Genomic DNA, 25,387 nt, shown 5'->3' on the forward strand with positions numbered 1-25,387 from the left:
AAGTTAAGAATATTTTTTGTATCTTCTTACTTTTATTAAGTATGTCTATAAATATCTGACTATATCCTTTAGAGCATCTATTTTTATCGTTCTTCCTTCTTCTTTATCTAATCCTATTCCAAATGCCTTTATCCCTAGTCTCTCTCCAAGCTGAATATCACACAAAGAATCTCCAGCTATAAAAGAATTCTCCATATCTATTTTGGAATATTTCTCTAGTGCCATTTTTATCATTCCATCTTTAGGTTTCATGCAATTACAGTTTTCCTCTTTAGAATGTGGACAGTAGAATATATCCAATATTTCAACTCCATTATCCAATAATATCTTTATAAACTTATCTGTAATCTCTTTATATCGTTCTAAGGTAATAATTTTTTCATTTATTAAATATTGATTTGTTATAATTATAATTTCATATCCCCTTTGTCTTATAGCTTTAAGGGCATCTATTGCTCCATTTATAAAAACAGGTTCAGTTATACTACTCCATAATTTATCCTCATAATCTTCTATAATTGTTCCATCTCTATCTAAAAATCCTACCTTCAAAGCCTCACCCCTAGCTTTCTATATATTGGAATTATGGTCATTAACAGTATATTGATATCTTCTTATCCTTGATTATATTCCTCTTCCAAAATAGCATAAAGTAGTGAATCTCTCCAACGGTCTTTACACCACATATGTTTTCGCAGACATCCCTCTTTTTTCATCCCAATTTTTTGCAATATTTTTTCAGAACCTAGATTATTAGGATCACAAGTTGCATAAATTCTGTGTAACTTAAACTCATTAAACCCAATATATAATAATTTCTTTGCAATTTCTGTTCCATAACCTTTTCGCCAATATAGTTTGTTGATAGCATATCCAATCCATCCTTCTCTATCTTCCTTGTCTGAAATATGAAGTCCACAAGCCCCTATTAATTTATTGCTATTTTTCTCTATTACAGCTAATTCGAAATCTACTCTATCTTTTTGATGTTGATATTCTATACATCTCTTCACAAATTCTTCTGTTTGTTTCAATGTATTCGGACCCCATGGTTCATATTCTGATACATCTGGATCCGATCCGTATTCATGGACTTCCTGAATATCTATTTCTATGAATTCTCTCAATATTAATCTATCAGTTTCTACTTTTTCAAAGCTTGACATCCACATCCTCCTCTAACACTTTGTTTTTTATTACTTTAATCTATTAATATCAGTTTTATAATGAAATATTTAGAGCAATATATTTATAATAATACTTATTCTATAAAAAATATTAAACTCCTTCTTTTTTATGGTGTAAATCAATATATTTATAATATTAAACTTTTATCTGCATTATAAGATTAGATTAACTCCAAGCTATAATCCATCTAGTATAACAATCATTAAGATTTATAATAAGTTATCCTTCGTAAATTTACGAAGGATAACTTATTATAAAAATAGTTTTATATTATTTTAGTTATATCATAACATATGTTAAATATAAGAATACTGCTATATAAATCTTCCTATTCTATTCACCGGTATGGAAATTTCATTTTTTAATTCTCCATACTTGCTTTCTTCCATAGATACAATTACACAAGTTGATGGACCACCAGATTTATAAATATCTATTGATAGGTTATCTTCTAAAAAGTATTTAATATTATTAGTTTTAGACATCTGATTTAGTTCATACAATATTCCCTTTGAACCAACAGGAAGTATTTCCTTTATATATCTTTTTTTCTTTAACTCTAATAATTTTGAAGTACTCATTATAGTATTGCTATCATTTAGCACTTCATTACCCACTTTAGGTAAACCTACTACAGTAGCAATCAATCCAGGTTCTGTATAATGCTTTCTCCACTCTTTCTTATTTATAATTCCTATTATAGTTATGCCTATTCCTGTAACAGTTACTGGAAAGTTTTCTTCTGTACTTCCTGTTATTAAGTTTATATTATGAAAATCCAAGGGTTCTAAAGCCTCTTTAATACCTTTTATTATTCTTTTACCTGTATCGTTCATTTCTACAGATAAAGTATTTATTACAGTAATAGGTTTAGCACCAAAGGAAAGTATCTCCATAAGAGCAACTTGTGTTGTAAAATAACCTATAACCTCAGGAGTAGTCTTAACTACATCATTTTTCTTATTTCCTATTCCTCCAGCTGAATCGCATGATATAATTAACAATTGTTCTTCATTTATATCTATCAATGTTAAATCTCTATATTTGCTTATATTCATTTAATCACCCTATTAAATCATATTATTTTTGAAAAAAATTCTAATAAAGCATTAGAGTAGATTTTCTTGAGACTCATTAAGGTCAAGTTCTTGATATGAAATATTAAAATAGAACTTTCCTATTCGTTATAAAAAACATAAAAACTGAGGACTCCAAATTCTCTATGACATGTTAAATGCCTATAAAAAAGTCCTCATGTGGGGAAATTATATCAATAAAATATCTAAAATACAACTGCTATTTATTTTCTCTTAATAAAAACTTTTATTATAAATTTATTTTCTTCCAATATATAAGTAATGCTCACCAGTCCCCATAAGACTTTCATCTTGACTCAGTTGATAGCCAATTTCCAGCCATTTTCTATATTCACTTTCTTCTAGCATATTAACTTCTTTTTCCTTTGTGCCTAAAATATTCTCAACATTAGCATGGACCTATGTCAATATAGTAGACACATTTTCTCGAACAATTTTTATGCAATATTTTTAGATTTATCTTCCCACTCTTGAGGAGTGATATAGCCCAAAGAGCTATGTATTCTCTCACTGTTATACCATGACTCTATATATTCAAATATTGCAAGTCTAGCGGCATCAAAGTCAAAGTATTTAACTAAGTTAACTTCTTCTTTTTTCAATACTGAATGAAAGGATTCTATGCAAGCATTGTCATAGGGATTCCCTTTACCACTAAAGGAATGAGTTATTTTATGCTTTTTAACATATTCTCCAAATTCATAACTTGTATATTGACTTCCTAAGTCACTATGTAGAATTAGACCTTCAGCGGGTTTCTGAAGTATATAGGCATTATCTAAAGCCTTTATAGCCAATGTAGTATCTATATTTTTAGACATAGAGTATCCAACTATCTTCCTGCTGTTAAGATCCATAACAGAAGCAAGATAGCACCAGCCATCTTTAATTGTATGAATATAAGTAATATCAGTTACCCATTTCTGATTAATGCCAGTTGTAGTGAAGTCCCTGTTAATTATATTCTCTCTACTCTCGACTTTACTTCTTGATGAAAATGGTCTGAATTTCTTGCATACTATTGATTTTATGCCTAGCTTATTCATAAGCCTTTGAGTTCTTTTAAGGCTTATAGGTATATTATTAGACTTTAATTTTTCATATATTTTAGGAGCTCCATATCGACATTTACTAGCTTTATATATATTTAGAATTTCTTTTTCTAGAAATCTATTTTCAATGTTTCTTTTGCTCTCTTTTTTATTAATATGCTTATAATATGAGCTTCTAGATACATTTAAAACTTTACACATTAGCTTTATATCATGAGTATCTTTATTATCAGTAATAAACTTATATATTGAGCTTACTTCTTTGCAAATATGGCCATGGCTTTTTTTAGTATTTCATTTTCCTCTTCTATTCTAGCCATCTTCTTAAGCATGGCTTGATAATCAGCTTGAGTAATTATTTTATTATCATCTACTGCTATTGGTTTTGCCTTATTTACCCATGTTAGTATTGTAGATCTTGGTAGGCCATATTCACTATTAAGCTCAGCAAGTGTTTTACCGGAATTATAAAGTTCTACAATGGTATTTTTATATTCATCTGTATATCTTTTTGACATTCTAGACACTTCCTTCCTTTTCTATATTTTATAGTATTCGGAAAATCGTGTCTACAATATTATACTAACACCAAATTAATTAAACTATCCAATTTTATGTCGATCCAATCTGTCCCATTCATCATATTTTTCATCGTACCATAATTCAATTTCCTTCATGCCTTTTCCCCCTTAGATATTATAGTTGTAATATTTAAATAACTTTATAATTCTTTTAAAGCTCCTTACCTAAATAATAATCATCGTATGACTTTAAGCTAAAGTCCAGCATTCGTGCCTCAAATTTATAGTCTTGCATTATCCAAAAACAAATAGCAGATTTATTTGTTACACTGGTTTTTACATAGATTTTTCTTATACCATTTTCTCTGGAATACTGTTCTAAATATTGAACCAACTTACTTCCAAGACCTGCTCTCTTACTATCCTTATCAATTCCTAACCATACAAACTCTGCAATACCATTTCCCCCTTCAAAGGGATTAAATTTTATGACTCCAAAACCTTTTACTACATTTAAAATCTCAATTACATATACGTGATATGAACTATTCGTAAAAAAATCATCTACAACTAATTTTGATATCTCATTAGGATTTTCATCACCTATCATCACTTTTATTAGTTCTTCGATGTTACTTCTATCCCTGATATTTCCAGGTCTTATGGTTTCCATAGCTAATTGTCGATGAAATTTCTCTACTTTCTCAAACAAATATGGCTGAATCAAAGGATAGGTTAACCTTTCGGGAATTGTATTAAATAATCTAATTTCACCTATTTCAGAGTTTGGTAATTCATCAAGACTTTCCACATCAGAATAAAATAATTGTCCAAAAGATTTAGTTTCATCTCTAGTTACTGAATATACACATACTGGGATAATTCTAAATTCTTTTGCTCCTGTTTCCTCCATTAATTCTCTTGAAGCAGTAAGATAAATATCTTCACCTTTTTCCCTATGTCCCCCTGGAATTTCCCAAGTCAATCTCTCTTTATGCCTTACAAATATCCATTTTCCTTCGTGCTTTGCCATAATAACTGCAAATTTCAATTTGTCATCTTCTATTGTATTCAAATCATGAAAATTCACCGTTAGCATACTACATCCCCTCACTTATTTAAGTTTATCATATTGTTAATTATTATTTGATTCCATAAATACCGCCTCACCTATTACTTTAAGACCACATTTTTCATATAGTTTCTGTGCTGGAATATTATCCGTATAAAGTCTAACTTTAGTTGATCCAGTTTCTTTTTGAATTTCATATGCTTTTTCCATAAGCCTAATAGCAATTCCCTTTCTTCTAAACTTAGGGGCTGTCCATAATTCTTCAACGAAAATTATACCTCTATTCCATTTACCTACTTTAGGTATATATATTAACATTATCCACCCGACAAAACGCCCTTCATAAAGTGCACCAAAAACATAAAATCCTTGATGTTCAAGCTGTGAAAATGCCTCCTCAAAATTTACATCTTTATTCCTATTCTTTTCTTCCTCAGTTCTTTCAGCTCCCTTTGTCCTCCAATATACCATATCATCAAACATATGATAATTACTTTTAGTGATTGGTTCAATAACTATATCTAAATTTTCCATTATTTTATCATCTCCAAAATTTTACTAACTACATTTTTTACACTCATATTTGTTGTATCTATTTTAAATGTATCCATATCTTCATAAGATTTTAATCTGCTAATGCTATTTTTGATTTGTTCTTCTGTTCTTCCATCTTCTAGCATTCTTTCTTTAAGGACTTTAGGAGAAGATATTAATGATATTTTATAAAGCTGGAATTCTATATCATCTAATTTACTTAATATTGTTTCAAATATCTTTTCGTTGCCTATTACCCAATTAAAAATAATATATTTATAGGAGGAATTATTCAGATAGCTTCTTAATAAAAAGTTAATATTATCCTCAACCATACTCTTATTCTCTTCATTCACCACAAAAGGGTTCATCATCCAACACCAATCACCATCTAACCATACCGAGTCTGATATTGATTTATAAAGTTCCTTGCAAACAGTAGTTTTTCCAGCTCCTGGTACTCCATTAATAATAACTAGTTTTTTCATAATACACTTCCTTCATCTCATTTTCTTCAATATATTTTTATTGATGGTATATTATGATGAATTAATCTATACTTATTTAACCATTTTTCTAGTAAAAAATAAATACAAGATTCCAACTATTGAAACCAATAAAAATATATAAGTAGAAATATATGGTGATAATTGACTTGTTATATAAACTGCAGTCGGACCATCTGCACCACCTATAATTCCTATTGAACTCACTGTACCTAGCTCACCATTTAATTTATATGCTAAATACTTAGGTAGTATCAAATTAAAACCTAGACTAATAATGGTTATTACAATGGATATTATAGTAATTATAGTCACTACTTTTTGCAATCCTTGTTTTCTCAATTTTTGTCCTCCTCTATCATTATTTTTGTGGTATTTCACATAATCTATATCATAATTATTTATACTATAATTCACTTTTCTCATCTACTCTAATTTTAAGTAAAATCACAGTTGTATCTTCATTTATCATTTGATTTATGGAATCTAAATTTTGATAATCATAAGTTCTTAAAGATTCTTCTGCTTGACGATATACTCCTAAAACTAATTCTTGTCCAGATTCTAAACCAATCTTTCCACTTCCTATGGCATAATCCCACATATTTATTCCAGATTCTACAAATAGATCCCTTTCAATACTATGGGGTCCTACTTTACCATATGGTGAATAAAGAAAAAGCAACTTTTCTTTATTATTAGAATCTATGATACCAAATCCTATAGGACCTTCTTCAACTTGTTTTGGGCTTAATCCATATGAAAGCTCCATAAGATGGAAAGGTTCTATAGGTTTCCCATTACTATATGCCTCAAGCCATATACTAACCCAAGAGTTATCTGCATTAAGTAGTTTAAAATTATAATCCAACAGGAAACCAAGATTTAACTCTTTAAATGTATTTTCATATTCTGAATTATCATTAGCAGAAATATAAGCAACCTTATTATGACTGTTTACACTATTGCATCCTATACTAATAAATATTATAACAGCTAAAATTAGCATTAAAACTATACCATATCTCTTTACCATAAAAGTACCTCCATTACAAAACATGATTCCTTATTTCATCAAAAAATGCTTCCATATATTTCAGCCTAATTTTGGCAATTTCTCTAGCCTTTTCTGTAAACAGTCTATCTGGAATTTTTTAAGCTTTAATTCATATTCTATACATTTCTACATACAAAAATTAGTTCCCTGCCATTTTCAATATTGCTTTTATCATACCAGCCATACTCTTCCACTATGGCAAACCCAGCGTCTTTTAAATATTTAACAATCTGATTGTAGTAATAATATTTTAATTTTAAATGTTCTTCTAATCTTTTCATATTTCCATTAGTATCTATGATTTCAAAGGCATAATGAGGATAAATAATTTGATTTGATGTATCGATTTTATCACCCCAATGTTTCTTTACTATTTTATGACCTCTGCTGTCATCATTAACTTCCCATTGTACTACTTCATCATAACACCAAGTTTCATCTAATTCTTTATAAGGTCTAAATACATTTAATATAAAAAAACCTTTATCTGATAAATGTTCTCTAATACAATTTAAACAGTTTACTATATCTCCATCTTCAGTTAATGCTTGAAATGCTCTAAATGGAGCAATGATTAACTCAAATTTGTTCCTTAAATCAAACTTAGCCATATTCCCTTTTACTAAAGTAATATTATCTTTATAAGTACTATTTTTTAGTTTTTCACTAAAGATTTCAAGCATAGTATCTGATAAATCCAATCCAGTTATCTTAAATCCAGCTTCTGCTAATCTTAAGGCTACTCTTCCAGTTCCACAGCCTAATTCTAGTACCTTTCCTCTTAATTTTGACGCATATTCTTTATAAAAATCTATATCATCAGTTAGATTATCTCTATTATCATAATCATATAACCAAGCTGTATTTTCATAAATATTTCCTAACTCCATAGCTTATCTCCTTATTAATAAAATAATATTTTTTATTTATTTCTATTTCCCTCAATATTAAACCTTACAATATTTTGAATTAAATCCACATCTAACTCTCTGCCATTAGGTATTTGAATAGTACCATTGGAAGTCTTATAGCCTAGAAGTTTATCTCCAAAATTTTGAACTGCTTCTGCACCGCAATATAGACCAATATGTTTTTTATGTGATGCAAAATGGATTACATTTCCTTTAAAATAAAAGGTAGGCATACCCCAACTAATTTTCTCAGTTAATTCTAATGACGCCTCTAAAATAATCTGTCTAAATTTCCTAAGCTTAGGTTGAATTCCTTCGGGGCATATCTCAATATATTCATCAATAGTTTTTATTTTTATATCATTTTCTATTTATAGCTCTCCCTTATATGATTTATTCATTAGTTTGTCCACGGTTCCTTTTAGCACTTTTATTCCCTCTAAATAATATTCATAATTAACTTCTTTAGCCCATGCACAAATTTCTAACCCAATATGCAAATTATAAAAATCCTTCTTTAAATTCAACTTATTAAGATTACATCATATACATCTATAACAGGATTACTTCTGATTCTTAAGGGTATTCTTACAGTTCCTAAGCCTCTACTTATGGAAAAATATTGATCATTACTGATTTTCTTATAGCCAATATGAAAGCCATCATATGAAGTTTTAAAAATTGGTATATTTATTTGTCCCCCATGTGTATGACCTACTAGAATATGATTATAGCTTATTTCCTTGGACTCTATTGTATTGATTATATTTGGTGAATGAGCTAATACTATTTTATAATCATTGCTTATTTTCTCAGTTTCAATATCATATTTTTCATTTCCATATATGGAATTATCAAATCCATATATTAATACTTTTGTCTCTCCCATATATAATATTGAATTTTCATTAATCAGTAGTTTTAGATTATCATATTTGCTAACTTCATTAACCAATTTATCCAATTCTATATTTCTTTTCATAAAATAATTTCTTTGCTCTTCTCTTTCATAATTCCCTAATACCATAAATACAGGATATTTTATATTTCCTAATTCTTTTATTACCTTAGATAAGTTTTTTTGAGTATTTGAATAATCTCCTGTAACCACTATAAAATTAGGATTAGTAGAATTTATAATGCTACTAATCATGCCGTTAATAAAACTTATTTTATTGTGAATATCGGATATATGAACAAATCTAAAATTTGAAGGTACCTTCTGCTTTATCTCCATATGTTCCACCTTAACTAAGTGAGTGGTTAAAATAATTATGGATATTGCAGCTATAATTATAATTCCCATTATATAGTAGAAAATATTTATCACCTCATTGAGTATATATAATTTTTTATTCCTTTATTCAGTGAATAAGGGAGCAATCATGCCTTCGTTGTCCATATATCTACAACTTAGTAAATGCAATATCTGCCAAACTAATGATACATCCTAATATAGTTCCTCCAACTATATCACCTGCATTTGATAAGGTGAAAATTATAGAACTTAATAAGAATATGGGCAATAATACTAGCCATCTATAAATATATTTTTCTTTCCATTTTCTTGGTATCTTTTCAAATAGTAAAAATAACTGTGGCTTTACTTTTCTTAAATAAGTAAATATTCTACCAAATATAATAGTGGAAACTGCTATTGTAATAATTAGTTTCATAAATAAATTCAACTCCCTTAAATATCTAATTCTTTATATTCATCAGCATTTATATTTACATTAGGTGAATTTCTATAAACCTTACTTAAAAGAAAAGGAATATAAATTACCGAGAAAACCACTAAGTTAAATAAAATAGATTCCCAAGAAATTACCATATTAGTTCCTGTTATATCGTAGAGAACATGACCTAAATTATTGTTTAAAAAGTGAATAATCGATAAGGTCCATATATTTTCAGTTTTCATATATACATAGCCAAAGAAAACAGAATAACTTATACAAGCTACCAATTGACTTAAAACAGAGTAAAATGGTGTCTCTGGACTATAGTAAAACATATTTATAGGTAGATGCCAAATTCCCCATATTAATCCTAACAGAAGTACTCCTTTGCGTTTACCTATACGTTCTTGAAGAGCAGGCTGTAGAAAATATCTCCATCCATATTCTTCCCCAAAGAATATAGGGTAACTAGCACAAAATGAAAGGGGTAAAGTCAATAATCTAATCCATGTTCTTGAGCTTTTAAACGGTGTTACAAATTCACCAACTTCTCCTCCAATCAATAAAGCTATTAACAAACATAATAAATATAGTAAAACAAATAAAATAATATGATAAGCTGATTCTTTCAAGTTTTTTTGAAACTTTAATCCAAATCTCTCAATTTTTTCCTTTTCATCTGAACTATATGCAGCAAACAAAGCAATACTGCCAATCAATACAGCAAAATTTACTCCTCCATCTGGAGCTTGATGAAAAATAAATAATTTAATCAAAAGATAGGAAATTGAAACAATAACTAAAAGTATATATGTACTAAAGAAGTTCTTAGGTATTTCCTTACGGAATTCTTTATTTAAAGATAAAGCTATTACTGCACCTAATGCTGGATAATACATTTGTATCAATGGAAAAGCACCAACAGAATATAAAGGATATGCCATGGACATTGCAAATCCCATTAAAATGGTCAAACCAAAGGTTACAACAAAGAACACAATAAGATTTTTATTTGAAATACTATACTTTTTCAATTTGTCACACCTTTCTAATATACTTATATAATTTTGGTTGCTCTAGAGATATTCTAGTTAAATTGTTATTTCAGAAATCTATTTACTAGTGATTATAACTCTTCTATCTTCATACTCTCCTTTAACTTTACTTCATATCTACAAGTTTTCCTGCTGCCATCTTTATACATGGGATGCCAATCAGGTACATCTACTATTTCTAATAAATTAGCTCCACAATATTCACAGGTTTTTCTTGAAGCTGTATTATCTGGATCACATGTAATAATAACAGTATCAAGCCCATGTCGTCTTGCTAGTTTAAAAAGTAATAAACAGGCTTTACCTGCATAGTGGTTGCCCCTATATGGTTCATGAATTGTGTAGCCAATATTTCCTCCAAATCTAGTGTTTATGTTATGCCCTACTCGCAAATCACATTCTCCAACTTCTATTCCATCTGAACAACGACATATTCTAAAAATATAAGCTTGAACATATCTCTTATCAGCATTAGCATCTACAGTTCTATTTAATTGTAAAAATATTTCTTGATCCATTAAATCTCCTGTATCCTGAAACATAGTTTCCACCTCACTAAATTCAATTTATAGTTTTAAAACCTTTAGTAATTACCTATATCAATATTTTGTCTCCTATTTAGAAGTCTATACTTAATCTAATCATATCTATACATAGAATACCATTTTCAATAATTTCTTATAAAAAAGTCTTTATCTACAACTACAACTTATTACCCTATAGTAAAATTTTCTGTCGATGGTAAACCATTCCAAATATACCCGTCAGATCTATAGTACAATCTCTCTACAGAGCCATCTGTTTTTGTATAGTCTATAACAAAAACTTGCCCCGTTTCTATCAACATCGGATAATCATCATAGAGCATTTTTCTTATGCTTAAAATAATTGTAGTCATTTTCCAACACAAAACGCTCCATATACATAGTCTTTGAATCCCGCTAAATCTTTTTTCCCAAAATATGAGGCGTCATAATTCTTTTCATTTACTATAATTACATCTACTCTTAGGAGTCCAATATCTTTCATAATCTAGGTTAAGTCTTCAAAATAGATGTTGCCCTCAATATAAGTAAATTTTACTTAATGATTGATAATGCTAGGAATTCTTTTTAATATCTATTTAACCTTATTACTTTACTTACACAAATTAAACCTCTATTATTTTTTCCATATTAATTTGTCCACGATTTAATTTTCTTTTATATCCTAAGCCTTCATATAGTTTAATTGCATATTTGTTTTCTGCATCACATGCTAAAAAACTTCTTACTGCACCATTTTCTTTTCCCCAATTAATTCCATGTACTGCTAAATTAAGTCCCACTTTTTGAGAATGATAATTAGGATTTACAGCAATTTCCCTTAACCATAAAACTATACCTTTTTCGCTTTCAAAACCATATAAATTGACACAACATATACCTATAATTTTCTTATTCATCTCAGCTATAAATATACATGAATTTTCGGATTCATTCCATTCCCTTATCCATTGAGGGCTCTCTCCTCTAAATCCTCGGGAATAACCTTTACATGATTTTGTAATTTCTGAGGCTTCTTTATATTCATTTTCATTTATTCTTCTAATTACCAATGAATTTGGTTGTTCTACACCTATTGTATTTAAATCGTTATTCCAAAAATCTACCCATTCACTGACAATTATAAATCCCCTATTTTCCATTTCTGAAACATAATCCTCTGGAATAAATTCTATATATATTTTCTTAATGCTTTTATCCAGTGAAATTATAGCTATGGCTTCTTCTAGTCCATGAAAAAATTCTTCCTTTGAGCTTGTACCCCAATCTATTGTTGCTTTTCCTTCTGACTTAGAATAAAGGAATAAACCATGATTATTATTAACACATACTTGTGAATCAGATATATCACTTATATCTGCATATTCCAAAGAAGTATATTGAAAATCTTTTACCCGTTGAAGTATATCTTTCATTTTTATAACATTCCTTCCTTTGTTAATTTGCTAAAAATCTTTATCAGTAATCCTTATGGCTTCTTCTTCGTTATAAAACTCATATTCAAACTTACCATTTGTCTTCCAATCGTTTAATAATTTTTCTTTTAAGTTATCTTCTTCTAATTTAAAAACTATAACTTCATCTATACTTCTTAATTTTCTATTTCCATAGGTGCTATGAACCCTTTCAGACTCATAGTATTCTTCTCCTACAATTTCCTTTAGTTCCTCTGGAAAATATATCCTTATCCTAAATCTCTTATTACCTTTACCATAATCCTTTAATTCCAATTTAATATCAACTTTTGCATTATTGTCTGCAATTCCTAAACTAGTTCTTGCATCTAACAATTCTACACTATATAAGCCGTCATCTGCTAAAAAGTGATATGTAATTCTTGTTATATCTAACCCTTTTCTCATTATAGGCATTATAATTACTAGTATTGCTATAAATATTATACTGGTATTTCTATATTTTAATTTTTCCACCTTAGATAAAATATTTGTGGCTACAACGATTAATGTTAAGGGTACCAATCCTGCAAGATAAATTGTAGTATTTCCTTTTTTTATTGGTCTTATTATATATTCAATTGTAGAATAAGACTTATGTGGAAGTTTATAATTTAGTAGTACTGCTATAAATATAATTCCTAGACCTTTAAGTACTCTTTTATTATCATTACTAATATTCATTAATTTTCCTCCTTCCATATACTTATTCGATAAAGCATAATCAAATTCCTTCTTTTCCAGAACATTTTGCAATAAAAATAGCCTTTTACTAGATTACACCTTGTATTCTAGTAAAAGGCTAAAGAAATATATCTATTTAATTTTTATTGCTGAAATTTCTTGTCCCATTTGATGTAATACTAGATTAGTAACATTTCCTCCATCATCTTTTACAAATGTAATCTTTGCATCTACTATTTTATAAAAGAAATCATCTTCTGTACATGGAAATATTTCAAATTTCTCTTGACCTGTAAGTTGAGCAAATATCCTATTTCCTTCTCTTGTGATAGTACAAATAACTTCAGGGGCTAGCTCATATTCTCCTATATATTTATCATATAAATCTGCATCTTTTATTTCAATTTCTGTTAAGGCTTCTGGTAGTTCATGAACACCACCTAAAGCTATAGAAGTCAATGTATTTACTAGGGTAGTTGTATCATAGTAACCAACATTGGATAATACAATAATAGTCAAATCTAAATCTACAACTCTTGATATACTAGAGGTAAATCCTAATGTATTACCTCCATGTAAAATTATCTTTCCTACTTCAGAGTCAATAATCATCCATCCATAGCCATAGCTTCCTACTCCTTCCATATCTATGTGTTCTTTGAATATTTGATTCATAGTATCTTTATTTACTAATTTTTCTGTCTTTAAGGCTTCACTCCATCTATATAAGTCTTCAGTAGTTGAATACATATTTCCAGCACCATATGCTCCACGTAACAGTACCTCATCATCTATAGGTACTACTTCCAAATATCCAGAATATGCCGTTGCATCATGTAATCCATTGTTTTTACCATAGGATATACCTGTATTATTCATATTAATAGGATTAAATATATTTTCTTGTAAATAATCCTCATAGGACATATTAGATAACTGTTCTACCAACATACCAAGTATTAAGTAATTCGTATTGTTATAGCTGAATTTCTCACCAGGCTTAAATATTAATGGCTTATCTTTTACTAAATTCAATATATCCATAGGAGTTTGATTATTTGAACTTAAGGTATAAAACTCCATTAATTCAGTAAAATTTACTAGTCCTGATGAATGAGTTAATAGATTATGGATAGTTATTAAATCTCCATTTGGAAAGTCTGGCAAATATTTTGAAAGACTATCATTTACATCTATTAAACCTTTCTCACTTAATTGCATAATTGCCATTGCTGTAAATTGTTTTGTAACTGAACCAATAGCAAATTTAGTTTGTGTTTTATTAAGAGTATTTTGGTCAAAATTAGCAAATCCATAACCTTCATTAAGAAGTATACTACCTTCTTTAGCAATTAAAATACTTCCATGAAAATTTTCGTTTTTTTCTAGTGCTTTCATATATTCATTTAGTTTAGCAGTCATTTCCGTATCATTGGATACTTTAAAAAATTCTTCTTGATTATTTGTAAATTGATTTATATTTAATACTTGGTGTTTATCATCCAATCCTAATATTAGATTTAATGTATTGCTGAATAACTCTATAGGTACAAAGGTTTTACCGTCCTTGATAATGCTCTTTGTATCCATATTAATATTTTTATCATTTTTTATAACACTAGATTCTCCAATTTTCAAATGAATAGTATTATATTCATTTGAAATCGTAACTCTTTTCTCTACATTGTCCCATGTAACTATGTAACCTAGTTCCTCGGCTCGTTGACGTAGTGGAACCATCACTTTACCTTCTTCATTTACATAGGCATCATTAGATATTTCTTTACCATTTACAAAAATATTAATATCTCCAGAAGCAGCAAATGTAGTAACTGTCATACCAAATATTAATGTAATAGTTAATATGAACGATAATAATCTTTTCCACATATTAAATCCCTCCATTTCAATAACTTTTAGATTTATTTGAATACAAAATCATCTCAGTATAGATTATCAGAGAATACCAATATTTTCAATGTCACGTTTAATATTAATTATTATATTTAAATTTTCATATCCTTTTTATTATATAAAATAAATGTTCCAGATATGGATAGAATAATAATTATAAATCCTAAAACAACATATTTAGAATTCCAGCCTTCTTTAGCCAAATCCATAGGTAAGGCATAATCAAAGGGTGATAAATACTTTAATGGTTCTAAACCATCTCTTAGTTTACCAACTACCCCTATTATATAAGTTATAAAAAATACTCCAATTGATATGGCTGTAGAATTAATAGTAGGACTTAATATTGTGGACAAAAGTAATCCTATAGATAAAAATATAAATCCAACAAATGACATACCTATAAATATATTTACAATATCCTTGACCATAGCAAATAACTCAATGCCTTCTGGTTTAAATATAATGGAAACAAATATGGCTATAGCTCCTATTATAAATAGATATATAAATAATAGTAAAACCCTGCTAAATATTTTACAAATTACTATTTGATTTCTATTTACAGGTTGAGCATATAAAAATTCAATAGTTCCCTCTGCTTCTTCTTCTAAAAGTGATGTTACTCCCAATATAGAAGCATAAATTGCCATAGCCATTCCTACATATTGTATAACATATGCCATATATTGGATTATATCAGTAAAATCAACCATCTTATCAATACCAAATGCCTCCATCATTCCTTCAGGAAATGCACTTAATTTAGTTTCTACTAATTCTTGTATTCCACTATCTTTCATACTGGGATAAAAGGACATAAATAAGACAATTATCATACCACATACTAGTGACCATACTATACAAGATTTCATCAATCTTCTTATTTCAAATCGAAATATGTTCATCCTATTTTTCCTCCTTATCCTCATAATATTTAATAAAATTGTCCTCTAGATTTTCTTTTCTAATTGATAGGTTTTTTATATTATAAGATGCTATGGATTTAATAAAGTTGTCAATATCTCCTTTATAAATAAATTTATATTGGTTATCATCAATGGAAAGAGTTTTATGTGAAATCCTATCTATAAAATCTTTAGGAATATCTCCTTCCAATTCAATTATTCTTCCAAAATCAATTACTGTAGATTTTAGCTCCAGAGTATCTATTATTCTTCCTTCTTTAATAATGGCTACTCTATCACAGAGATTTTCAACTTCTATTAAATTATGTGAAGACAAAAAAACTGTTTTTCCTTCATTCTTCATTTTTATTAGAATATCAAAAAGTCTTTTTTGCATCAGTGGGTCAAGTCCATTGGTAGGTTCATCTAAAATTAACAACTGGGGATTGCCAATAAGAGATTGAAGTATGGCGACTTTCTTCTTATTTCCAAGACTTAGTTCATTCATACGTTTGTTTACATCTATTTCTAAATCATATATTAAAGAGTCTATTTCTTTAGAGCTATAATCTTTTCTAAATCCCTTAGTATAATTTATAATATCCTTTACATAAACTTTACTATAATATTTAACTTCACTGGGAACATATCCTACTAATTCCTTTATAGAACTACTTTCCCTTGAAATATCTTTATTAAAAATCTTGCCACTACCTGAGGTCGGATAAATAAAATTGAGAAGTGTTCTGATTAAAGTGGATTTTCCTGCTCCATTTGGCCCTATAAATCCAAATATTTCCCCTTCATTGACATTAATATTTATATCTATTATGCCTCTATTTTTTCCATAGTTTTTGGATAAATTATCTGTTTCAATAATATTCATATATTCACCTCTCATCTTGCCAAGGAAGCTCTTCTAAAATATTATTAGCCTTTTCAAATGATGATTTTTCTACTAATATATCTGTTCCATACAAAGGTAAACCGCCTATTATTCGCATATGTTGTCCAATTCCTGGCTCCCTTATTATATATGGAATATTATTTTCCTCCAGTAAACTTTTAATTAAATCCAATTCATAATTATTGTTTGTACTTCGCAAAAGAACTATTTCTAAATCATCTTTATTCTTAGTCATGGAATTCACCTATCCTTTCTATATTTATTATATATCCCTCTATATGTTGAAACTAACATAATTAATCCTACTGTGCAAAGTATTATTAGAAATATCCCACCTATATTTGTCCCAAATATTAAAGAAATTAGTCCTGATAAAGCCATTAAAATACCATAACTTATCCACATAATTCCATTTGCCCTATTATAGGCTTTTATATCTGAAATCTCTTCTACTTTCACTGTTGTTCCTGACCAAAAGTGCATCGGTGTCTTTCTCTTTATTGCATATATTCCAATTATCATAAATATCAATCCACAATATAACGTGATTATTAAAAAAGGTATAGATTCATCCATTGTTACACCTCCCAGTATCTCCATTATGTGGTAGTGCAACTATTTAAATATTCAAGATTATATATATGTTTCTTTAGCACATCTTCTTCTTTGAAATTCATATTCTCATTTGCTTTTAATTTTACAATATAATCTATATTGCTTCTTATTATTTTATTGTCCATAATATCTCCATGGCTTTGTACAATTATATCTGCCCCTATAGAATTATATTTGTCCAATGTATCTTTATATTTATCTAAATTGTTCCAGCACATATATGAAGGAATGGGATTATCCACATTGTCTCCGACAAAAAGTACATTATCAATTAAATCATAACAGGAAGCTGAATCCTCTGAGTGACCAGGACTATAGAAAAATTCAACTCCTTCATCATTGAATGTAATCTTACTTTCAAATGTAATATTAGGTAAAACTATATCTATATCTTCTTTTGCAAATTCAGTAGCATGTGATGCCAATTCCTCTATTCCATAATCAGCAATAAAATCTCTACATATCTTATGAGATACTATTATAGAATTTCTAAATTCACTATTGCCCCAAATATGATCCCAATGACTATGTGAATTAAATATTATATAATCCTTTTTACCATAATTAGTCTCAAGATATTCTTTTACTTCTCTCATATAATAAGGTCCTAAGTATGTATCACAAACGATAAAATTCTTTCTGCCATTAATTACATATACATTAGTTACACAATCAAAAGATTTTTCTAGCTCCATAAAAGTAAATAAAATTCCCCTATTTCCTACTCTGCTAATTTTCATACTAACCTCCATTTTTTTGAAATCGCTTAATTCTTCCCCTACTCTATATACTACACATCTACATATACCAATCTATAATCCAATTGCAGATTTTTCTCCCATGTAATTACCTGCATTAGGAAATCCCCTTTTAATAATATCTTGAAATAGTTCAGAAAAACCATAGTTAGTCAAATCATCTATATCAATAAACCTTACATCATGAATAGGGTTTTTATCATACTCATTTGTAGGAAGTTTGATTTCTCCATAAACTCTTTCAAGCATAAAAGTAATATGTAGTAATGGAGGTGTTGAGTCAGCTTTTTCACAAATATATAACAATTTAATTATTTTTACATTTAATCCTGTTTCTTCATATAATTCTCTAACTATACCTTCTTCAATTGTTTCTCCTTGCTCAAGTCTTCCTCCTGGCAAAGACCATGACCTAGTAGATGATACTTTTTGATTAACCAATAATATCTTTCCATCTTCTATTAACACGCCTGTAACTCTTATCTGAAATAAATTATTATCCATTACATAAACCTCCATGAAAACTTAGATATAATACATATTTAATAATCACATACTCCTTTACTCATTATATATCTGCTATCAGCAATATTTTTTACAACTTTATATCCATTTCCGCGATATAAGTTAATAGCGCCTTGGTTATTTATAAATACATATAAAAATATATCTTTATTTTTTCCCTTTGCAATCAAATCAATATGTTTCAAAACCTTTGTTCCAATGCCGTTTCCTTGAAATTCATCAAAGATAAAAAAATCGTCAAGTTCGAGCTTCCCTTCTTCATCATGTAAATAATAATAACCTACTTTAATATCTTCAAAGTAAATACATTGATAATTTTCTATATTCTTTTCTATCTTGTTTCTAACCCAAGTATAGATTTTTTCAAAATCAAGGTTCAAATTAGTTTCATGTTTTTTAATAAGATTTTTATTTAACTCAAATACTTTATCAATATCAACAGCTGTCGCATTTTTAAATCTTATGTTCATATCTTACCTCCATATCTAATACAAATATATATTATTTCTTCACCTTTGCTACCCAATATTTATATTTTTATGCTGAGCTTATTTTACAACCTCGTTCATCATCTCTTAACTCTCTTAAAAAAAGTGAATAGGATAAGAATAGAATCCTTACTATTAGTCATTTTGTACTAGGGGTTTAGTCATACACACCATTCCTGGATTATATCCAAGTTTTTGATTTAATGCTAACATGTTGCTATTGTTATAATGCACCGTTGTTTGTATTGCTTTAATGCCTTCAACTCTACACCATTTTTCTAACAGCGTTTTTAGATTTGTGGCTACTCCATGTCCTCTATAATTTTCTGTAACATACAAGGATAAAATCATAACAGTATCTTTAGGCTCTTCTTGTTTATATGCCCATATAAATCCCTGTACTTTATCATTATGGTCTTCTGCAATGGCAAGGAATAAATCTTCTTTTTTTGTATCTAAAATTCTTTGTATAGTTTCTTCTATATCTGTCGCCGACGCTTTATGATCTGGTCTCCATAACTTTGGTGTTAGGTTATGCCATTTTGCAACTTGTATTAAAAGTGACTCTAATTTTTTATCAGTATAATCTCCATCAATTTCAATTTTTCTATAGTTCATCATCGAATCCTCCTATCAATATTATTTATATGATTTATAAGTCAATCCAATATCTCTGAATAACCTCAGAAAAAGTTTCACTAAACATTTCATTCTCTAACATTCCATTATTATTTTGAATAACTTTAGCTGATGCAATATTAATTTTATCACATGTAATTAATACTCTATCTAGATTTAACTCTCTACATTTCTGTAAAGCTAATTTTAACATTATAGTTCCATATCCCTTTTTTCTTTCTGTAGGTCTAATAGAATAACCTATATGACCTCCTTCATTTAAAAGAAACTCATTTAATTTATGTCGTATATTAATCATTCCAATAATTTTATTGTCTGATTCTCTAATAAGAAAATAAGTACTTGCAGGTACTTTTTCTTCTGGGATATTTGGTAAATCCAAATCTTCTTCAAGTTTTAGCAACCATTCACCATAATTATCATATCTATATAATCCACCTGTTCCATAGGTTTTCGAATTATATTCTGAGAATTCTTTCATAAATTCAAATGCTTCTTTTTCATGTTCCTGTGAGGGAATTATCAGTTTTATATCGATCATTTTATCACCTCTCCAATTTATATATAGTCTATTGCTTAATAATTTGTTGTTTTCTCTTAAATAGTTAATCTAAATAGAGTTAATCCTTATTTATTAATCTATTGTAGGCATCTAACACTTCAATCATTTTCTCGCTACTGCCCCCATGGTCTGGATGATGTTTTTTAGCTAACTCTCTGAACTTCTTCTTTATATCATCAACAGAAGCTCCTGGAGATAATCCAAAATAATCTAAGACGCTGGGATCTTGAATTTCATCAAAGTCTAGTCCCATATCTTTGTACTTTCGAAAATATACGCTGTAAAAGTATTCTTCAAAAACTTCCTTCAATTCTTGCTTATCAAAATTAAGTAGTTTAGAAATAGGATACTTAACCGTCACATCATCAACTGATTTTGTTGAAAAATATTCATCCCATACATATTTTTTAGAAAACTCCTTCCCAACGTACTCAAAACGAATTTTATCTTCAATCTTTTTCAATTGTCTTAGCTTACGTTTCAACTTCCCCACATCCATATAAACCACTTCCCTATTTAGCTTTTAAATAATACTACTAAAACCTCATCTCCCTTCATAAAAAACATTAATCTTCACTTATAATCTAATTCTAAAATTAGAGTTAAAATTATATATAATACTATTCTCCATAACATCTAGTATCAAATTTATATATATTTCTTTATCTGAATCCAATAGCATTATAGCAACTCGACATAGGTTACTTCAATTCTATTGCCATCTCTATTATTGAATCCTGATTCTCATCCATAATCTCTATGGTAACTTTATCTACAATAGTCTCAAAAGTATGATTTATATCCTTTACCTTAAGAATCGCTACTTCATAATCGTCCCCACTGTTGATTTTTCCTACTGTCATATGAGGATGATATCCCCCACTTCTCAACCACTGTGGTAAATAAGGCTCCAATATACCTGTATAAAGTTTTTTTATGATAGTAAAAATATAATACATAATTCTTTACCAATTTATCTGCCCTCATATATCAAATCAATATATCCTACTTAAATGCAACAATATCAAACACCCTTGAACAATATTCTTTACCATTTAACATATCAATGATATACTCATTTTTATAAGTGTTCATTTCATTAAATCTTCTAAACAGCTTTTCTAACTCTTTTAAATCAGTATAATGGTGAAGAACCCCTTCTTCTCCCTCTCTAGATCCAATAAAAGTATTTTCTTCTATAAATTCTCCTAAACCATATGATAAATCATCCTTTGATAACATATCACAGATTAAACAACCATCTGGTTTTAACACTCTATATATTTCCGATACTCCCCTTTCAATATCCTTAAACTTCCCATGATGTAATACTGATGTACAAATAACTACATCAAACAAATTATCTTCAAATAAAATATCTTTAAAACTAAAATTATAAATATGTACATTGGATATATTCTTACTATGCAGCTTGTTTTTTAATATGTATGTTGACTCAGTGGCAATATCTGAGGAAAATATTTCAAATCCATACTGAGCAAAAAATAGAGAGTTCCTTCCAGTTCCACAACCTAAATCAAGTATTTTCTTATATTTCTTTTTATTAAATATACTTATAGAATCCTTAATTATATTTGATAAAGATATTTGATACTCTCCAGCTATATTTTCTATAGCAAGTCTTTCACTATTCCATTTATCTTTTATAATATTCAAAATAATCACCTCATATCAAATTTCTTAAAATTAATTATAACTCCAATTTAACTTTTAAAATTAAATTTTCTTAGCCATTAATTATTCTATAAATATTTCAATATTCCTTCTTTTTATAAATCATGACCACCCGTAAAACGGGTGGTTTGCTCTAGCCCTATAAGGGCATGGTACTTGCTGTGTCTCAAGACACATTGAAAGGTCTGCCAACCGCTTTGTTTTCTCAAGCAACCCCTAAAGGGGTTTTTCTTGTATCTAGTTTTTTATTTTTTCCCCAGTGAATGGGTCTACAAACTCTTTCATGCTTAATTGGTCATATGCTATATCCTCTTGTAATTGTTTCTTTATATACTCTTCTATTACCTTTTTATTTCTACCTACTGTACTCACATAATATCCTTTACACCAGAAATGTCTATTTCCATATTTATATTTTAAATTGGCATGTCTATCAAATATCATTAAACTACTTTTTCCTTTCAAATATCCCATAAAACTTGATACACTAAGTTTTGGTGGAATAGTTACTAGCATGTGTATATGGTCTTTACATGCCTCTGCTTCTATTATTTCTACTCCTTTATATTCACATAACTGTCTTAATATCTTTCCGATATCTGTTTTTATTTTCCCATAGATTATTTGTCTTCTATACTTTGGTGCAAAAACTATGTGATATTTACAATCCCATTTGGTATGTGATAAACTATTATTATCCATTATGGATGCCTCCTTTGATTAAGTTTGGTTGGTCAGACCTAACTTTATTATATCAAAGGAGGTTTATTATTTTCTGTTCACCGCTAAAAGCTCTTTGGAACCACCCGCTTAGCGGGTGGTATTCAGAAACAAATAAAGCATCTGATTTTTTCAATCTAATGCTTTATTTCATATATTAGATATGATTCTATTCGCCAATTCCTTGTATTCCAATGTATATATCCTAATGATTTCATCAATATTCCGTTGTTCATAACTCTAATCATATTCAATCCTCCTTATTTCATTACAAGTAGCTTTCTAGCAAATGCTCTAGCTCCATTTATTGCATCTCTAGTCTGAAATGATACTATATCATCCTCATCCCTTACTGAATACATACCTATGTAATTTAAATTGGAATGTTCACATAATCTTTTAATTCCAGTTTCAAAAGGACCTGCACCATATTCTACATCATATCCATGTGTTGTAATTATGGCTAACTTTTTACCTTCCCATAAAGAACCCTTGGCACTTCTATAAAATTTATTAAGTCCAAAATGACGATCTAGTAAAGCTTTCATTGGTGCTGTGCAATACCATGAATATATTGGTGTGGCCAATACAATGCAATCAGAAGAAATTATTTCCTCCATGATTTCTAATACATCATCATTCTGCACACATCCATAGCTACCATTGACCTCTTGACAAGCATAACACCCTATACATGGCAAAATGTTTTTTTCTGCCAAAGGTATATACGAAACATCAACTGTATATTCTTTTAACTCTTCTAAAAATGGTTTTAATAATTCAACTGTATTTCCATTTTGTCTAGGACTTCCCATTAACACACAAAATTTCATCTTCATTATCTCCTTTTATCTAACCATTGTCTTTAAGGTAATTGTTACTTAAGATATTATTTGATTTTATATGATGTTCTAAAATTGTTACAATAACTCTATCAAGTCTTCTAACTTAAGTATTTCATTATCGGGTTTAATATAAGTATTATTTATAGTCAAATCCCTATTGAACCATATTCCAGTTAAACCTACTTTCTGTGCTGGTTCAATATCATTTTTAAGATTATCTCCTATCATTATGGCTTCTTCTGGACTAACTTTCATCCTATCCATGGCAATTTCAAATATTTGTTCTTTAGGTTTGCATATTTTCAAATAATAACTAAAGGTAAATATATCTATATATTTTGCTAATTGAACCTTCTCAAAGCAATTAATCATAACTTCATCATAAAGGCTTGAATTTGAAATAACTCCAATTCTATATCCCTTTTCTTTAATGCTTTCTAATGTTCTATGAATATTTTCTTCAATCCATATATTATTTCGATATTCTGTATAAAATGTATCCATTGCTTTTATACATATATCTAAATCCAAATATACATTATACTTTTTTAAAAAACTATTTAAATAGTATTCTACTTCATATTCTGTATGATTAATTTTTCTTAAGGGCATAACTTTCTTCCATACATCAAAGAAATTCTTTTTTACATCATCAAACTCAATTTTACAATTATATTGCTTAAGGAATTCTGTAAGATACTTTATTCCAATAGTATCCTTTTCATCATCAGTTTTTCCAAAATGAAAATGTAATAATGTATTACCCATATCAAAGAAAACTACCTTTGAATTCTTTATCATAATTAATTCCCTCCAAAATGGTACTATTCAATCTGATTTCCCTTGATTTACATACTTAATTTGTTGAAAAATTCATTGACTTCTTTAATTTTTATATCTTTTATCTAGCATGATACTAATACTTCTTAAAATTAAATCCTAGTATTTCTATATCTTCATCTTTGTCCAAATTTTTATCATAATTCTTTCTCAGCTGGATTAAATTTAAATGATCGAAGCCAAAATCACTATATAGCTTTATTGCTCCTGTATTTCTTGGTATAACATCTACAAATAAAGCTACTACTTTCTTTTCAACCATTAATTCGTCTAATTTTTGCATGGCATATTTTCCAATTCCTTTATTTCTATATTGTTCTATTATAAATAAATCCTGTAACCATGCCACATCTTGTCCACCAAATTTAATATAAAAGAAACCTACAGGCTCATTGTCTAAAAATATATTGTACACTATACCCTCTTCTATCCAATATCTAAGAGTTTCTTGTGACTGTTCATCAGTTTGCCAATATTCCCTTGGTGCATTATTCAGTTCTCTATGGTAATTCATTAGGTCCGTAATCATCTTTGAAGTAATTAAAAATAAATCATTGGATATTTCTTTAATATAAATATTCATACTTTCTATCTCCTATCCTCTTACTATTCT

36 protein-coding genes are annotated in these 25,387 nt (G+C 28.5%); all 36 read right to left on the reverse strand.

Annotation, left to right across the window (positions count from 1 at the left end):
• Window positions 1–45: 45 nt before the first annotated feature.
• Window positions 46–552: a D-glycero-alpha-D-manno-heptose-1,7-bisphosphate 7-phosphatase gene (locus KQI41_RS14420; protein WP_154438758.1), complete on the reverse strand. Its 507-nt coding sequence runs from the start codon at window positions 550–552 to the stop codon at window positions 46–48.
• 62 nt (window positions 553–614) lie between these two features.
• Entirely contained in the window at window positions 615–1,166 is a 552-nt protein-coding gene (locus KQI41_RS14425; RefSeq protein WP_216585529.1) for a GNAT family N-acetyltransferase, read from the reverse strand.
• A gap of 336 nt (window positions 1,167–1,502) precedes the next feature.
• Entirely contained in the window at window positions 1,503–2,246 is a 744-nt protein-coding gene (locus tag KQI41_RS14430; RefSeq protein ID WP_216585530.1) for an AIR synthase related protein, read from the reverse strand.
• Window positions 2,247–2,722: 476 nt separating this feature from the next.
• A protein-coding gene (locus KQI41_RS14435; protein ID WP_216584700.1) for an IS3 family transposase occupies window positions 2,723–3,855 on the reverse strand; the annotation gives its coding sequence in 2 pieces (ribosomal slippage) (window positions 2,723–3,618 and window positions 3,618–3,855; 1,134 coding nt in all).
• A 214-nt stretch (window positions 3,856–4,069) separates the two neighbouring features.
• Window positions 4,070–4,957 carry a GNAT family N-acetyltransferase gene (locus tag KQI41_RS14440; protein ID WP_216585531.1) on the reverse strand — a complete coding sequence of 296 codons (888 nt, stop codon included), beginning with the start codon at window positions 4,955–4,957 and terminating at the stop codon, window positions 4,070–4,072.
• A gap of 36 nt (window positions 4,958–4,993) precedes the next feature.
• Complete coding sequence (locus KQI41_RS14445) at window positions 4,994–5,464, reverse strand: GNAT family N-acetyltransferase (RefSeq protein WP_216585532.1); 471 nt, start codon at window positions 5,462–5,464, stop codon at window positions 4,994–4,996.
• Window positions 5,464–5,952 (reverse strand): AAA family ATPase, encoded by a 489-nt coding sequence (locus KQI41_RS14450; RefSeq protein ID WP_216585533.1) that lies wholly within the window; start codon window positions 5,950–5,952, stop codon window positions 5,464–5,466. The genes KQI41_RS14445 and KQI41_RS14450 overlap by 1 nt, the downstream gene beginning before the upstream one ends.
• A 72-nt stretch (window positions 5,953–6,024) precedes the next feature.
• Window positions 6,025–6,312: a sodium ion-translocating decarboxylase subunit beta gene (locus tag KQI41_RS14455; protein WP_216585534.1), complete on the reverse strand. Its 288-nt coding sequence runs from the start codon at window positions 6,310–6,312 to the stop codon at window positions 6,025–6,027.
• Window positions 6,313–6,376: 64 nt separating this feature from the next.
• Window positions 6,377–7,006 (reverse strand): hypothetical protein, encoded by a 630-nt coding sequence (locus KQI41_RS14460; protein WP_216585535.1) that lies wholly within the window; start codon window positions 7,004–7,006, stop codon window positions 6,377–6,379.
• 137 nt (window positions 7,007–7,143) lie between these two features.
• A complete protein-coding gene (locus tag KQI41_RS14465; RefSeq protein WP_154438770.1) occupies window positions 7,144–7,917 on the reverse strand; it encodes a class I SAM-dependent DNA methyltransferase in 774 nt (257 codons plus the stop codon).
• Window positions 7,918–7,949: 32 nt separating this feature from the next.
• Complete coding sequence (locus KQI41_RS14470; protein WP_216585978.1) at window positions 7,950–8,309, reverse strand: iron chaperone; 360 nt, start codon at window positions 8,307–8,309, stop codon at window positions 7,950–7,952.
• A 152-nt stretch (window positions 8,310–8,461) separates the two neighbouring features.
• Window positions 8,462–9,175 carry a metallophosphoesterase gene (locus KQI41_RS14475; RefSeq protein ID WP_216585536.1) on the reverse strand — a complete coding sequence of 238 codons (714 nt, stop codon included), beginning with the start codon at window positions 9,173–9,175 and terminating at the stop codon, window positions 8,462–8,464.
• A gap of 169 nt (window positions 9,176–9,344) precedes the next feature.
• On the reverse strand, window positions 9,345–9,614 hold the full coding sequence (locus KQI41_RS14480) for a hypothetical protein (protein ID WP_216585537.1): 270 nt from the start codon (window positions 9,612–9,614) through the stop codon (window positions 9,345–9,347).
• Between the two features lie 17 nt (window positions 9,615–9,631).
• Window positions 9,632–10,654 (reverse strand): CPBP family intramembrane glutamic endopeptidase, encoded by a 1,023-nt coding sequence (locus KQI41_RS14485; RefSeq protein ID WP_216585538.1) that lies wholly within the window; start codon window positions 10,652–10,654, stop codon window positions 9,632–9,634.
• Between the two features lie 92 nt (window positions 10,655–10,746).
• On the reverse strand, window positions 10,747–11,217 hold the full coding sequence (locus tag KQI41_RS14490; protein ID WP_216585539.1) for a GNAT family N-acetyltransferase: 471 nt from the start codon (window positions 11,215–11,217) through the stop codon (window positions 10,747–10,749).
• Window positions 11,218–11,387: 170 nt separating this feature from the next.
• Complete coding sequence (locus tag KQI41_RS14495; RefSeq protein WP_216585540.1) at window positions 11,388–11,573, reverse strand: hypothetical protein; 186 nt, start codon at window positions 11,571–11,573, stop codon at window positions 11,388–11,390.
• A complete protein-coding gene (locus KQI41_RS19180) occupies window positions 11,570–11,704 on the reverse strand; it encodes a hypothetical protein (RefSeq protein WP_280634058.1) in 135 nt (44 codons plus the stop codon). The genes KQI41_RS14495 and KQI41_RS19180 overlap by 4 nt, the downstream gene beginning before the upstream one ends.
• Window positions 11,705–11,825: 121 nt before the next feature.
• Complete coding sequence (locus KQI41_RS14500) at window positions 11,826–12,635, reverse strand: GNAT family N-acetyltransferase (RefSeq protein WP_154438776.1); 810 nt, start codon at window positions 12,633–12,635, stop codon at window positions 11,826–11,828.
• A gap of 30 nt (window positions 12,636–12,665) precedes the next feature.
• Window positions 12,666–13,358 (reverse strand): hypothetical protein, encoded by a 693-nt coding sequence (locus KQI41_RS14505; RefSeq protein WP_216585541.1) that lies wholly within the window; start codon window positions 13,356–13,358, stop codon window positions 12,666–12,668.
• A gap of 132 nt (window positions 13,359–13,490) precedes the next feature.
• Complete coding sequence (locus KQI41_RS14510) at window positions 13,491–15,248, reverse strand: serine hydrolase (RefSeq protein WP_195837899.1); 1,758 nt, start codon at window positions 15,246–15,248, stop codon at window positions 13,491–13,493.
• Between the two features lie 116 nt (window positions 15,249–15,364).
• Window positions 15,365–16,180, reverse strand: coding sequence for an ABC transporter permease subunit (locus KQI41_RS14515; RefSeq protein ID WP_195837900.1), 816 nt, complete (start codon window positions 16,178–16,180; stop codon window positions 15,365–15,367).
• A gap of 1 nt (window position 16,181) precedes the next feature.
• Window positions 16,182–17,066: an ABC transporter ATP-binding protein gene (locus KQI41_RS14520; RefSeq protein WP_154438780.1), complete on the reverse strand. Its 885-nt coding sequence runs from the start codon at window positions 17,064–17,066 to the stop codon at window positions 16,182–16,184.
• Window positions 17,067–17,070: 4 nt separating this feature from the next.
• Window positions 17,071–17,322 carry a putative signal transducing protein gene (locus KQI41_RS14525; protein WP_154438781.1) on the reverse strand — a complete coding sequence of 84 codons (252 nt, stop codon included), beginning with the start codon at window positions 17,320–17,322 and terminating at the stop codon, window positions 17,071–17,073.
• A 5-nt stretch (window positions 17,323–17,327) separates the two neighbouring features.
• Window positions 17,328–17,663, reverse strand: a complete 336-nt coding sequence (locus KQI41_RS14530; RefSeq protein WP_216585542.1) for a hypothetical protein — start codon at window positions 17,661–17,663, stop codon at window positions 17,328–17,330.
• Window positions 17,664–17,686: 23 nt separating this feature from the next.
• Window positions 17,687–18,442 (reverse strand): MBL fold metallo-hydrolase, encoded by a 756-nt coding sequence (locus KQI41_RS14535; RefSeq protein ID WP_216585543.1) that lies wholly within the window; start codon window positions 18,440–18,442, stop codon window positions 17,687–17,689.
• A gap of 72 nt (window positions 18,443–18,514) precedes the next feature.
• Window positions 18,515–18,964 (reverse strand): NUDIX domain-containing protein, encoded by a 450-nt coding sequence (locus KQI41_RS14540; RefSeq protein ID WP_154438784.1) that lies wholly within the window; start codon window positions 18,962–18,964, stop codon window positions 18,515–18,517.
• A gap of 38 nt (window positions 18,965–19,002) precedes the next feature.
• The gene (locus tag KQI41_RS14545; protein WP_216585544.1) at window positions 19,003–19,455 is read right to left on the reverse strand and encodes a GNAT family N-acetyltransferase; all 453 of its coding nucleotides are present in this window, start codon (window positions 19,453–19,455) and stop codon (window positions 19,003–19,005) included.
• 153 nt (window positions 19,456–19,608) lie between these two features.
• Entirely contained in the window at window positions 19,609–20,091 is a 483-nt protein-coding gene (locus KQI41_RS14550; protein WP_216585545.1) for a GNAT family N-acetyltransferase, read from the reverse strand.
• A gap of 34 nt (window positions 20,092–20,125) precedes the next feature.
• The gene (locus KQI41_RS14555; RefSeq protein ID WP_216585546.1) at window positions 20,126–20,653 is read right to left on the reverse strand and encodes a GNAT family N-acetyltransferase; all 528 of its coding nucleotides are present in this window, start codon (window positions 20,651–20,653) and stop codon (window positions 20,126–20,128) included.
• Between the two features lie 79 nt (window positions 20,654–20,732).
• Entirely contained in the window at window positions 20,733–21,173 is a 441-nt protein-coding gene (locus KQI41_RS19185) for a J domain-containing protein (RefSeq protein WP_280634059.1), read from the reverse strand.
• Window positions 21,174–21,375: 202 nt separating this feature from the next.
• Window positions 21,376–21,537 carry a hypothetical protein gene (locus KQI41_RS14565; protein ID WP_216585547.1) on the reverse strand — a complete coding sequence of 54 codons (162 nt, stop codon included), beginning with the start codon at window positions 21,535–21,537 and terminating at the stop codon, window positions 21,376–21,378.
• A gap of 142 nt (window positions 21,538–21,679) precedes the next feature.
• Complete coding sequence (locus KQI41_RS14570) at window positions 21,680–22,351, reverse strand: class I SAM-dependent methyltransferase (protein WP_216585548.1); 672 nt, start codon at window positions 22,349–22,351, stop codon at window positions 21,680–21,682.
• 255 nt (window positions 22,352–22,606) lie between these two features.
• The gene (gene tnpA, locus KQI41_RS14575; protein WP_154438790.1) at window positions 22,607–23,071 is read right to left on the reverse strand and encodes an IS200/IS605 family transposase; all 465 of its coding nucleotides are present in this window, start codon (window positions 23,069–23,071) and stop codon (window positions 22,607–22,609) included.
• 278 nt (window positions 23,072–23,349) lie between these two features.
• Window positions 23,350–23,922, reverse strand: coding sequence for a flavodoxin family protein (locus tag KQI41_RS14580; protein WP_154438791.1), 573 nt, complete (start codon window positions 23,920–23,922; stop codon window positions 23,350–23,352).
• Between the two features lie 87 nt (window positions 23,923–24,009).
• A complete protein-coding gene (locus tag KQI41_RS14585) occupies window positions 24,010–24,735 on the reverse strand; it encodes an HAD family hydrolase (RefSeq protein WP_154438792.1) in 726 nt (241 codons plus the stop codon).
• Window positions 24,736–24,850: 115 nt separating this feature from the next.
• Entirely contained in the window at window positions 24,851–25,357 is a 507-nt protein-coding gene (locus KQI41_RS14590; protein WP_154438793.1) for a GNAT family N-acetyltransferase, read from the reverse strand.
• Window positions 25,358–25,387 lie beyond the last annotated feature (30 nt).

The organism is Tissierella pigra (assembly GCF_018917845.1).
Classification (GTDB): Bacteria; Bacillota; Clostridia; order Tissierellales; family Tissierellaceae; genus Tissierella; species Tissierella pigra.